Consider the following 11,983-nt stretch of genomic DNA (forward strand, 5'->3'; position numbering starts at 1 on the left):
GAGTAATACAGAATTACTCGTTGTAATTCAATCTATTACTGGAATAAAAATATTTTATTTTTCCCCCTGCTATTCCATTTTGCCGGTCACAACCTATCCATCACATCCTGCATAATAACCCCATGACTTATCTCAGTATTTTTCGTTCATGGAGAACATATGAATATCACGGCGCCTGCGCAGAGACATGACAGCCTGACGCTCAGGTTATCGGTCATTATCAGCCGACTTCCTACAGGTGACGCTCTCTCGATGGGGCGTTGTTAGACGAGATTGGTGTATCTGAATGTGCGCATCGCCGGGATGTGCGTCCACGTCTGCTGTGTCTGGATATCATCCGTAGCAGGCTGTTTTAATTAATGTTTGCTTATGGTTTGCTACCACCAAATGCTATCAGGTGGAACTCCGTATTGTTAAAAACCGAAAACTAACCACTGGAAATAGATAATGAAAAAAATTATTGTTATGTCTGTCCTGGGTACTATGAGTACGGTATCTACACTTTCTCACGCTGCCGAAAATACAAACGGTTTTTATGTCAGTGGCAAAATGGGAACCTCTATTGTATCCACGCATGACGCCCAATCTACGTATGCTGATAACGGGATCACCGTTTTAGAAACAAAAACAGCCAATAAAAACAAAGGCGTATTCGGTGGGGGTATTACGGCCGGTTATGACTTTTATGATCAATATCAGGTGCCCCTTCGTTTGGAAGTCGATATGACCTTCAGAGGGAAAGGCTCCTCTGATGGTCGCGTTGCTTATGATATCGATGGCGAGCAGGGGGTATCTACTATTGAAAATAAAGTCAGAATGAACTCATATATGGTGAATGGATATTTTGATTTCCATAATGAATCAGCATTCACACCTTATATTAGTGCCAGCATAGGGCTGGCCAATCTAAAATTAGAAAATAAAACGTATGAAGGTGATGACTCAGATCACATTTCTAATTCTGCTAATAACTTTGCGTGGGGTTTAGGGGCAGGTGTAAAATATGACATTAATACGAACCTGGCATTAGATCTTAGTTACAAGTATATCAATGCAGGTAAAGTCGATGCATCACGCACTGATGATGGCTTCTCATACACATCCAAACTGAAGTCATACTCCAATGACATGATGGTGGGTGTGACATATAAATTTTAACCTGTTCATCGCAATGATGTCTTCCAGTATCAACGTCGGCATTTGCTGGCGTTGATACTGGAATTTCGTTAAGTCTATTTAAGCGCACTCGTTATGCTAATGAAAATATCAGCTTAAAAACACCTGATTATAGAATAATAGATAAAAATCTATTACAGACCATGCCGCCCCTTTAACCCACTTCAATCTACTCCTTTTTACATTGAATTATAAATTAACTCAGCCCTGTATTACCTTCATGAATACATCAGCCAGGGTGTTATTGTATTCGTTATTATCATCCCCAGAGGTTTCATATCTGACAGCACTGAACAGGGCATTCATGCCCTGAAGCAAGTTATCCCCTGTCCCGAAGACTCCCTCAGGGCGGTTATCGCGCGAATTCGCCGGTGCATTCATTACGAACCGTTGACAGATGATGGGGCAAAACTGGAGCCGGTAAATCCTCGCTCCGTAACACCCTCATTCAACAGTCCCCTACCCGGTTAGCGACGTACTGGGGTGTATTCGCAAACCTCAACACTTGCTCCTGGCCCGGGTACGATACATGACGGTATTGTGAATGGCGCTACTGCACTGTGGCACGAGAACGGCGAGAGAACTTAAAAGGGTCTGGTATATCGCCTGCTGCGTATTCTAGCCTGCTCTGTTCGTCTTGTTTCTTCTGCAGCTACATCCTGCTCAATATCGTCTTTCTGCCTCTCATGGACTGGTTAAGATTCGGACTCCTTTTACCCTGGCTGGGCATCCTGCGGGGGGACAGGTTGCGACCCCGCCACGTTCATTTTTCAAACAACGCCTGTCAATGGCAATTTATTCAGTAAGTTACGGGCTGAAAAATAGTACATTTTTCCTGCCAACACTCACCTCTGTCGGACATACCCTGTCCGGACCACCCTGCATAATAACCTCATAAGTTATCTGACTATTTTTCATTTACGGAGGACAAATGTGCACCACGGTACCTGCGCAACGGCATGACAGACTGGCGATCAGATTGTCGGTCATTATTAGTAGGCTTCTGGCTGGTGAATCCCTTTACCTAAAAGCGTTGTCGGACGAATTTGGCGTGTCTGAACGTACCCTTCGCCGGGATTTTCATCAGCGCTTATTGCATCTTGATATCACCTGTCACAACGGTGCCTGGCGACTGAACCAGAATCCGCAGCGGGATCATACACCTGGCGTGCTGGCGTTTGCCCGCAATACCGGGATAGCCCGCCTCATTCCCTCACAAAGCCGTCAGCTTATGCAGTTGCTGATGGATGGAAATGGCACCTCACCGTGCCTCATTGGCCATGCACCGTTGCCTGCTGGGATCCTTCCGGGCTGTTTCCAACGACTTGCAGAAGCTATTTACCATCACAAAACAGTCAGCCTGCTGATAAAAGGCATTCGTCACGATGCACTGGAGCCTTATCGGTTGATTTATTCCTACCCGCATTGGTATCTGGTCACCAGCCAATATGGTGCAATCCGCGTATTCAGACTTGAGGATGTGACCGCCGTTTCCTTGTCGGAGCAGCATTTTCAACGGCGGAGTGAAATTGGTGCCCTGCTCACCGATGAGAATTTTATCAATGCACTTCCACATTTTCACTTTATCAGCAACGTCATTCACACTTTTCGTGAACACACTACGGCCCCGAAATCTAAACCCAAAGGAGTTAGTCAATGAAACATATTACAGGCTTGCCGGACAACGGTGAGCGCCTGGTAAAAGTTAATTCCGACCCGAATACGGTCGTGAATAACTTCGCTCATGCTCTTTCTACAAAAGACATTCCTGAATCGGACAACTTATGATGAATATATTGCAAGGAAAAATCATGGCAGGTACGCCGTCAATAAAAAGAGCCATTCGCACGCTTTGTGTGCTCGGTACGCTGTTATCCGCCGCTGCATTAAGTGGCTGCGGGGACAAAGTTGAACGTGAATTTATTCAGGGCTGCAAATATGGGGGTGGTACGACTGCGCTCTGCGGCTGTGTGTATGACAAGCTAAAAATAAAGTACTCCCACCAGACGCTGGAAAAAATAAATCAGCAGTCCGGAGATATTCCACCGGATTTCATGGACAACATGCTGAGTGCCGCTCAGCAGTGCAGAAATCAGGGGTAGGGAAGAATGGTTCTTGTCATAAAGTACTTCGTTATTGCTTTTGCCATCGGGGCCATGGTGGTGGTGTTTAACATGGTGGGTAATACCGGCGAGATACGCAGCATCGGGCAGGGGGTGGGCTATCTGTTCTGGATGACACTGGGGCCAGGGGCGGGGATGACTGTCGGGGCGGCCCTGCGTCTTTGGCTGATGCCGGACAGTATTTATACCCGCGAGGGGATGGGCGGACTGCTGAAGGCCAGGCTGTTCTGGCTGGCAGGCCCCCAGTGTATCGGCTGGCTCATCGGTTTGCTGGCTGTCGGTAAGCAGCTGATGTAATGGCTGCCCGTCCTTGTACGGTGAGTCATCTGTTTCATATTTGGCAGACCCGCGCGTACAGGCCAGCGTTAAAAAGTGGCCTCGGAACCCTTTCAGGCTGAGCAGACAAACCCGCTCTGATATCTCCACAATACCGAAATGATACACCAATGACGCCCTGCTCCAATGAGCAGGGCGTTTTCATTTATCTCGAAAAAAGGAATTAATCATGCGCCTAGCCCGCCGTTTTGGCACAGTGAATCAAATCCGCCGTGACCGTCCATTAACCCATGAAGAGCTGATGCATTACGTTCCCAGCGTCTTCGGGGAAGACAAGCACACTTCCCGAAGCGACAAGTATACCTTCATACCGACCATCACCTTACTGGAGAACCTTCAGCGCGAAGGTTTTGAGCCTTTCTTTGCCTGTCAGTCGCGGGTGCGTGACCCAAGCCGTCGTGAGCACACCAAGCATCTGCTGCGCCTACGTCGTGCCGGGCAGATAAACGGCCAACAGGTCCCTGAAATCATCATTTTGAACAGTCATGGTGGCGAGTCTAGTTTCCAGTTAATACCGGGATACTTTAGAAGTGTCTGTACTAATAGCCTCGTCTGCGGTCAGTCATTGGGTGAAATCCGTGTTCCACATCGGGGCAATGTGGTGGAAAAAGTCATTGAAGGGGCTTATGAGGTGCTGGGCATTTTTGACCAGGTGGAGGAGAAGCGTGAAGCCATGCAATCGCTAATGTTACCGCCGCTAGCACAGCAGGCGCTGGCGAAAGCATCTCTGATGTACCGTTTTGGTGAGGAGCATCAACCAGTAACGACATTGCAGATACTGACACCGCGCCGGTATGAAGACCGGAAAGACGACCTATGGTCGGTTTTTAATCGCTGCCAGGAAAACTTGCTCAAAGGTGGCCTCCCCGGACGCAGCGCAAAGGGGAAACGCAGCCACACCCGCGCCGTGAACGGCATTGATGGTGACGTGAAGTTAAACCGTGCGCTCTGGCTGATGGCCGAGAACATGATGGACCTATTGAACCAGTAACCGACATCCCACCCACGAAACCAGCCCTAATTCATATGTTCCATTCATTTTTCATTCAACACATTCATGCATAAGGAAAAACTCACATGACCGATATCAACAGTAACGACATGCTCATATCAGTATCACCATCAGCCACTGACAACCTGACCGCTACACGCGTCTCAGACGAACAACGCCCTGCCTTCTGGCCGCAGCACTTCGGGCACATTCCGCAGTGGATAGTGCTGGAGCCACGCATATTTAGCTGGATGGACCGACTATGTGCTGATTATCCCGGCGGCATCTGGAACTTTTACACGCTCAGCAACGGCGGGGCGTTTATGGCGCCCGAGCCTGATGAGGACAGCGATGAGACGTGGACACTGTTCAGCAGCATGAATGGCAACGGCGCAGAGATGAGCACAGAAGCCGCTGGCATTGCAGTCTGTCTTATTGCTTACAGCCACCATGCCTGCCGTACGGAATGCGATGCCATGACGGAACACTATTATCGCCTGCGGGACTATGCCCTGAGCCATCCAGAATGTAACGCCATCATGCGCATCATCGACTGAGGTAAGCCGCTATGGAACAACAGTTACCGCTGTTTGCCCGCGAATTAGCCCCCACCGACCAGCAGACCATCCGGACGGCATTAACCCTGCTGGAGCGTCAGTTACGCGAACCCGGCGCGTCATTTACTTCCACCACCGCCGCACGTGACTGGCTACGCCTGCAGCTTGCCACGTCTGAACAGGAAGAATTTATCGTGCTCTTTCTGGATAACCAGAACCGTCTCATTACCCACGAAACCCTCTTTACCGGCACTATCAACCATACCCAAATCTATCCCCGCGAAGTCGTGAAGTCTGGCCTAAAGCATAATGCAGCGGCCATTATCGTGGCCCATAACCATCCTTCCCATGAAGCAGAACCCAGCCACGCGGACCGCCAGATAACAGCACGGCTCAAGCAGGCACTGGATCTCGTCGAAATACGTCTGCTTGACCATTGGGTTATCGGTGGCATGGCGGTTGTGTCATTCACGGAACGGGGATGGCTGTAGTCAAAGGAGAAAGCGCTCATGAGAATTATCAGTAAACGTCAAGCCATGGCGATATACCGCCAGCATCCAGAGTCTCGGTTGTTTCGCTTCTGTACCGGTAAATACAAATGGAGCGGCAACATCTGCCACTATGCCGGTCAGGATATCCAAGATATCAGTGGTGTGCTCGCCGTGTTCGCTGAACGCCGTCAGGACCACAACGGCCCGTATGTCGTATTACGCAGCGTCACGCTCAATTAACGTTAAACAGGGAGTCACCCTTGTCGAATAAAACACCGCCAGTAAACCATGATATTTCTGAGCCCTGGTGGGGACTTAGCCCCACCGTCACGCCGTGCTTTGGTGCCCGACTGGTACAGGAAGACAACCGTCTGCATTACTTGGCTGACCGCGCCAGCATCACTGGTAAATTCAGCGACGCGGATTTACGCCACCTCGACCAGGCGTTTCCGGTACTGCTTAAACAGCTGGAATTAATGCTCAAAAGTAGTGAACTCAGTCCGCACCATCAGCACTGTGTCATGCTGTATGCCAAAGGGCTGACCTGTGATGCAGATACCCTCGGTTCGCATGGCTACCTTTATATCGCGATTTACCCGACGCCAACTCAAGCGCAACCCGGAGGCTAATATCCATGCCACACGCCTGTAAAATCAGCGAGGTCATTGAATGGCTGCAACAACATCAGCACGATGATTTCGTACTATGTTCACTCTGGTATGAAGACGATGTGCGCAGTGTGGATGCATCCGCCACGGATGAAGAGTCTCGCGAAGCCTTACGCCATGCGGCCAGCCACCATGACGCTGAGCAGGGCATTAGCTGGGACACGCTGGAAGCCGCACTTGAGGCCATCCGGCAATGAGGTAACCTCTAGAAAACGCCATGACTCACCGACCGCCTTCACTGTCGTAAGCCTCTTATCACTCACGCCGTCTTTATTTAACAGAGAGCATTTCAATGCAAATCCACCCCCTATCCCCGATGCGGGCGGCACCGACCTGCCTGTCACCTGTCGACATCTGGCAGACGCTACTAACACATTTGTTTAACCAGCACTATGGTCTGGTACTCAACGATACGCCGTTTGGCAACGAAGGGTCATTCAGGAGCATATTGACGCCGGTATCTCATTGTGTGACGCGGTCAACGTGATTGTCGAAAAGTACGATTTGGTTCGCACCGACCATCAGGGCTTCAGTGCGCAGGAGCAATCGCCGCTTATCAGCAGCAGCGATATTCTCCGTGCCCGCAAAGCCTGTGGGCTGATGACACGCAACGGGTACAAAGCCGTTACGGACATCACCCACGGCAAGTACCGCGGGGTAACACGATGATGCTGTCCCTGACTATAGAAGCCGATGCCGTCAATATACTGGCCCTCAACATGGGCCGAATAGTCGTCGATATTGACGGTATCAATCTGTCTGCCCTCATCAAGGCTATCAATAACAACGGTTGTACATTGATGCTGGCGAGCGAACCTGCGTGTGAGGCGGCAAGTCCTGAAAACTGCGGGCCATTAACGACGGAACAAGGACTTGAAATCTTAATACGCTGGCTTAAAGACAACATTGACGCTGATTCAACGATTATCTTCGACAACGATGACGACCGTACTGACTCAGCAGCGCTATTGCCTTGTATCGTGCGCGCTTTAGCCGATATACGCCAACGTCAAATCATGAACGGTCAATGACCATCGCATGCAGGGTTCGCACCCAACGATCCTCGACATACCCCGCATCACGCTCAGTGATGTGGAACCCCGATAAATCAAAGAAACGAAGGTAACAATCCATGGCCATTATTCGCACAGAGAACGAAAGCGGAGAGAACCATTTGCCCACCGGCTGGCTCAGCGGCTTCGCCACGTTGTGTGGGATGTCGGAAGCGTCCGATAGCGCCTTCAGCGACGCCCATGAGGGCACGGTGACCTGCGAGGTCTGCGGTGATATCGCCAATGCGATATTTCGCTCAGTGCAACCTGAAGAGATGGCGCATCCCCCTGTTGCTGGCATCACAGTCCCGTCACGGGGACCGTCACCGATGAATATCATCAACCGATTACGCGCTCTGCATCCACTTGACGGCGTACAACTGAGTTTGACTGTCAATGTCACTGCCGCCGCATTTGAAACGCTGACGACCTTGGGAACGGAAGGCGTCTTTTATCCCATCACCGTCAGCTCACCCGTGGCACAGCATCTGATTATTGATTTAAGCATGATACGTGATTGTGCTCTGGATTTTGATAAGCCGCAGTTTACAGCATGGTGCCGTGAGCATCTGCCGCTAACGCTTTCAGAGCTTGAACACATCGGCTATCTGTTTGTCGTCGGTTCGGATGACATATAACCCGACACGACGTGAAATGTGGCGTCCAACGGCGAAGAAACTACCAACATCAATCTCGTGTGATACGACATCAAAAAATCATTGTTATCGGCAATCGTCTTCCATTTTTTCTCCCCATCAGCGTATTACCGCGAAGGCGATCGCTGAGTCATTGCTCTCGGTCCATGGAAACATCCCTCATCGCCTTTTACCTGTCTGGTTGCTTTTCTCTCTCGCCATGATTCCAAGGGAAGGGCCTCTCGTCGGTATTGATTAACAAGGCATAAATAGAAGGAAACTTGATATGACCACAAACTCAACGGATAACGCGGAATGGTTAACCGACCATACGGATGTGATTTGCTCCACCAGCATTGAACGTATTGTCACGGGCCGTAACGCCGCGCTGGCACAGATTGAGACACTGATCCGCCAGCTTGATGATATCTCGACGCTGACCCGCAATATCGGCGGCAAAACCGCTCTGGACTGGGCCATGAAACAGCATTTTCGCTGTAGCTGCTGGCTGATGGAAAAACCAGCAACGGCGATGAAAGTCATCACCCGCAATCTCGATCGCGGTATATGGCGGGATTTGATGAAGAAATCGGGGATGCTTTCTATTATGGACGGTCAAGCTCGTGACCAGTGGTATAACAACCTGGAAAAGGACGATATACCCGAGATATCTGAAGCCAATATCCTCAGCACCTTTGAGCAACTACATCAGAGCAAAGGTGAGGTGTTTGAACGCGGTGTCATTAATGTATTCAAAAGTTTGTCGTGGAATTTTAAGACTAACTCGCCCTGCAAATTTGGCAGAAAATCATCGTGACGGGGCTGGTCAAATACGACAGGTGGGGGTTTGGTCTGAGCTGGGGTTGGCAACGGGATCGGTTAGCCGACCTTGAACGCATGCTGATGCTTATGGATGGAAAGCCTGTTCCCGACAACCGCGCCGATATTAGTCGTCGTCTGGGCGATCACATCCATGAAAACAGGCACAGCAACCGTTATGAGGATGAGATGTTTGCGATAAAATACTTTCAAAAAGGAACAGCGCATATCACACTCAGGCGACCTGAACTGGCTGATAAGCTGAATGACATTATTGCCCGACACTATCCTGAAGCCTTGCCAACTAAATCCTGAGGGGCCAGATTATGGTATCATTTTCAAACGCTGATGGTGCTCGCTGCGACTCCGTAAATGGTCAGAGCGCCGTGACATCCAATCCAATTCAAATGGACGTGAAAATTCCCGTTAAACCTTCTAGTTTTGACTTACTGCAAACGGGGGCCTTACTGGGGGCTCATGCGTTAACTAAACAAATTAAATTCATTTAATATCAACACATTGAAAATCATATTCGAAGTCTGCAGGGGACACCATTTATACCTTATTACTCACCTCATTTTCCCCCCTCTTTCATCGTTAGCATGCTGCTTCCTTAAGCCGTCACGCCCAGCAAGCAAGGATCGTCTGAATTTAATCTTCTTACTCGCAGGTCTATCAGACGAAAAATTGATTCATCTCATCGCGGCACACTCCCTAAAATATCCATATATCTAATACCAAACGGTGACATATTCCTATTTTTCTGTTCAATGCACGCATTAATTGAATATCATTCGCGGCAGAATGTCCCACAAATCATACAAAATACGAATAAATCCCGCTCCCATTTAATAACTCACAATACACCCGCCCACCCTTGATTTGGTGCCCTAAAATCCCCGTTCCCCTCTCCTTTTGCTCATCATGCATATTCCAGAATTGGATAAGTCATCCGATGAGTAGCTTATAAACTTAAAATAAAAAACCAAAAAAACAAATATAAACAGACAATAAAATTATAAAACAAAAATTCAATGATATAAATATCTGGAAAGAGTAGGCCTAAGTATACTTTTGCTCAAGAAAACGAAGGCGCGTCATAAAGCGCCCCAATAATATCGTTGCCACCGGTCATCTAATAATAACCATTACCGGGCTGGCAAAGGAGATGACTCTTGTAGGCTAGTTTCTACGCTTAACGCGACCTAAACCTGCAACTGCCATTGAACAATAGGGTTCACTTAATTTGTCAGTCGTTCATCAAGTTAAACGTATATTGAAGTACGGAGTGTTTCCGTTTTTTTAACCATTCGTTTTTTAACCAAGAACGTAAAAAATGATAGAAGCCTAATGATGATTGTGGAATTTGAATTTTCAAAGGGAACAGGCCTCCTCTTTCCTCAATCTATGCTGCTCAATGTCGTGAGTCATATATCGAGAGCTGACTCGTTATACCACTGACGCTATCGCCAACCTAAGATGAGTTTCACGCTTGATTTGGATGTAAACATAAAATGAAAATTACCATGAATGATGACAAGAGACACAACAAGATTTCCATTATCACGGATAACGAATACCTAAAGTTAGGTCTATTCTCCTTACTTGATGATCTTGACCCAAAAATCATCGTCAATAAGGCTATTTTTATCGATGTTGATAGTTTGAAACTTATGTCAGATCTCGGGACTATTTTAAAAAATGCCTATGCCAATCGAATATCGGTGATCCTTATTTGTTCAGCCGGAGATATGTCGATGGTATTAGAACGATTACCCCATATCGACATTAATGCTTCGCTGTCGGTTTGGATGAAGGATATGCCATCCCTACTGAGGTCAAGTTTAACCTATTACTTCATCAAAGAGTTCAACGATCTTATTTGCGTTAAAAAGCTAGGTTCGATGAAGATGGCGATTATTCTTATGGCTAACAAAGGATGGACATTCAGCCTGATAGCCAGAACGCTCAGAATTTCGCATAAAACGCTTTACCGCTATACGGGTGGACTCGTCTCATATTTTAATGTGAAAAATATCAACTTCTTATTTTATTTTCTGAGGGCAAGATTCCCTCCCTCATATTTTGATTCGCGTTTTGGTGACTATTCGCCAAGAACGCCGCTGATGTCATTTGTTGCAGGGAAAGTTATCCCAAAGAACCCTGTGCGAATCGCACCACACTCGACCCAACCGTAGCCAATATTGGCCGTTTATTAATGATTTTATCATGATGTAATTAAGGAGCTATTTTATATGAACATGGGTTCATCAAAATTATTGATCTTAGGATCAATCTGTCTGCTGGCTGCATGCTCGACTCAGACTACAAAGAAGCCGCAGAGCAACAACCATAAAACGGCTGCGGCAACGACTGGGTATGCGAATGCAAATACACCAACGGATAATTATATTGCAAAACGCACCGCAAATTTAACCGGCATAACTTTAGCCTCAACCAATAATGTTTGTGTTGACCATTTTAATTTCCTCAGAGAGACGCAGGCATCTCAATATCAGAAATACACCAAAGACTATGGTGATATTGGTAAGGGGTATCGTTTTTTAAACGTCAATAAAAACATTATGGATAACGATGCTAAAGAAGTTTATACCATGTCGCTTGAAATGAAATTAGATACATTGTGCTCGAAAGTGCAATACACCGGATATTCCGTAGTTAAAGGAAAAATAAAAGAACTAGCCGGGATTTAATTACACAGAAAAAACAGATTTCAAGCAAGAGCCCTTCTTTTAAGAAGATAGGGCTCTTTGTGTATTCCATAAAAATATTACATTGGTATTCGTTATGAGAAAAATAATTTCACCTAGAGGGATGAAAATAACCTCTTGGGGGATAATCTTTATTCAGGTTCTTACACCATTGTTAATTTCCGCCAGCTCTGTCGCTCGGGCCACTGAATATAACAATATGGAGGAGACAATTCTTGGGCTGCAATCCGTCGTTGATAATAATGCGAAAACGATCATTCAGCCAACATCGCCTCTAATAACGAAAGAAAAACAGAACCTGCCAGCGTTAACGACAACGCCAGAATTTCAATCTCTTTTTCCGCCGGCAACGTCTCCGACGCCACCCACTCACGAAAACATAGCACCAGAGCAACCTTCATCT

16 protein-coding genes and 2 pseudogenes are annotated in these 11,983 nt (G+C 47.5%); 17 read left to right on the forward strand and 1 reads right to left on the reverse strand.

Annotation, left to right across the window (positions count from 1 at the left end; translation table 11 throughout):
- Window positions 1-447 precede the first annotated feature (447 nt).
- From AB3Y96_RS15675 to AB3Y96_RS15755, 17 genes and pseudogenes are all read left to right on the forward strand, one after another.
- Window positions 448-1,158 carry an outer membrane protein gene (locus AB3Y96_RS15675; protein WP_168780324.1) on the forward strand — a complete coding sequence of 237 codons (711 nt, stop codon included), beginning with the start codon at window positions 448-450 and terminating at the stop codon, window positions 1,156-1,158.
- Between the two features lie 949 nt (window positions 1,159-2,107).
- Window positions 2,108-2,836: a helix-turn-helix transcriptional regulator gene (locus tag AB3Y96_RS15680; protein WP_367299644.1), complete on the forward strand. Its 729-nt coding sequence runs from the start codon at window positions 2,108-2,110 to the stop codon at window positions 2,834-2,836.
- Entirely contained in the window at window positions 2,833-2,964 is a 132-nt protein-coding gene (locus tag AB3Y96_RS15685; RefSeq protein ID WP_282100167.1) for a hypothetical protein, read from the forward strand. Before AB3Y96_RS15680 ends, AB3Y96_RS15685 begins: the two co-directional genes overlap by 4 nt.
- The gene (locus tag AB3Y96_RS15690) at window positions 2,961-3,278 is read left to right on the forward strand and encodes a hypothetical protein (RefSeq protein WP_247650266.1); all 318 of its coding nucleotides are present in this window, start codon (window positions 2,961-2,963) and stop codon (window positions 3,276-3,278) included. The genes AB3Y96_RS15685 and AB3Y96_RS15690 overlap by 4 nt, the downstream gene beginning before the upstream one ends.
- A 6-nt stretch (window positions 3,279-3,284) precedes the next feature.
- On the forward strand, window positions 3,285-3,596 hold the full coding sequence (locus tag AB3Y96_RS15695; RefSeq protein WP_072308485.1) for a hypothetical protein: 312 nt from the start codon (window positions 3,285-3,287) through the stop codon (window positions 3,594-3,596).
- Window positions 3,597-3,804: 208 nt separating this feature from the next.
- The gene (locus tag AB3Y96_RS15700) at window positions 3,805-4,626 is read left to right on the forward strand and encodes a DUF932 domain-containing protein (protein WP_367299645.1); all 822 of its coding nucleotides are present in this window, start codon (window positions 3,805-3,807) and stop codon (window positions 4,624-4,626) included.
- Window positions 4,627-4,712: 86 nt separating this feature from the next.
- Window positions 4,713-5,183, forward strand: coding sequence for an antirestriction protein (locus AB3Y96_RS15705; protein WP_367299646.1), 471 nt, complete (start codon window positions 4,713-4,715; stop codon window positions 5,181-5,183).
- Window positions 5,184-5,194: 11 nt separating this feature from the next.
- Complete coding sequence (radC, locus tag AB3Y96_RS15710) at window positions 5,195-5,674, forward strand: DNA repair protein RadC (protein ID WP_367299647.1); 480 nt, start codon at window positions 5,195-5,197, stop codon at window positions 5,672-5,674.
- Window positions 5,675-5,692: 18 nt separating this feature from the next.
- Window positions 5,693-5,914, forward strand: coding sequence for a DUF987 domain-containing protein (locus AB3Y96_RS15715; RefSeq protein ID WP_072310584.1), 222 nt, complete (start codon window positions 5,693-5,695; stop codon window positions 5,912-5,914).
- 20 nt (window positions 5,915-5,934) lie between these two features.
- Window positions 5,935-6,303 (forward strand): type IV toxin-antitoxin system YeeU family antitoxin, encoded by a 369-nt coding sequence (locus AB3Y96_RS15720; protein WP_072310583.1) that lies wholly within the window; start codon window positions 5,935-5,937, stop codon window positions 6,301-6,303.
- Between the two features lie 5 nt (window positions 6,304-6,308).
- A complete protein-coding gene (locus AB3Y96_RS15725) occupies window positions 6,309-6,539 on the forward strand; it encodes a hypothetical protein (protein WP_072310582.1) in 231 nt (76 codons plus the stop codon).
- Between the two features lie 95 nt (window positions 6,540-6,634).
- Window positions 6,635-7,011 (forward strand): annotated as a pseudogene (locus AB3Y96_RS15730) (TA system toxin CbtA family protein).
- Window positions 7,011-7,373: a DUF5983 family protein gene (locus AB3Y96_RS15735; protein WP_367300332.1), complete on the forward strand. Its 363-nt coding sequence runs from the start codon at window positions 7,011-7,013 to the stop codon at window positions 7,371-7,373. The pseudogene AB3Y96_RS15730 and the gene AB3Y96_RS15735 overlap by 1 nt, the downstream one beginning before the upstream one ends.
- Window positions 7,374-7,474: 101 nt before the next feature.
- The gene (locus AB3Y96_RS15740) at window positions 7,475-8,032 is read left to right on the forward strand and encodes a hypothetical protein (protein ID WP_367299648.1); all 558 of its coding nucleotides are present in this window, start codon (window positions 7,475-7,477) and stop codon (window positions 8,030-8,032) included.
- A gap of 283 nt (window positions 8,033-8,315) precedes the next feature.
- Window positions 8,316-9,163: pseudogene (locus AB3Y96_RS15745) on the forward strand (DUF4942 domain-containing protein).
- A gap of 1,211 nt (window positions 9,164-10,374) precedes the next feature.
- On the forward strand, window positions 10,375-11,046 hold the full coding sequence (locus AB3Y96_RS15750; protein ID WP_367299649.1) for a helix-turn-helix domain-containing protein: 672 nt from the start codon (window positions 10,375-10,377) through the stop codon (window positions 11,044-11,046).
- 57 nt (window positions 11,047-11,103) lie between these two features.
- Complete coding sequence (locus AB3Y96_RS15755; RefSeq protein WP_072310577.1) at window positions 11,104-11,562, forward strand: hypothetical protein; 459 nt, start codon at window positions 11,104-11,106, stop codon at window positions 11,560-11,562.
- A gap of 272 nt (window positions 11,563-11,834) precedes the next feature.
- On the opposite strand, the gene AB3Y96_RS15760 is transcribed toward AB3Y96_RS15755, so the two are convergent.
- Window positions 11,835-11,981 carry a hypothetical protein gene (locus AB3Y96_RS15760; RefSeq protein WP_168780316.1) on the reverse strand — a complete coding sequence of 49 codons (147 nt, stop codon included), beginning with the start codon at window positions 11,979-11,981 and terminating at the stop codon, window positions 11,835-11,837.
- Window positions 11,982-11,983: the final 2 nt, after the last annotated feature.

Source organism: Hafnia alvei, assembly GCF_964063325.1.
GTDB lineage: Bacteria > Pseudomonadota > Gammaproteobacteria > Enterobacterales > Enterobacteriaceae > Hafnia > Hafnia alvei_B.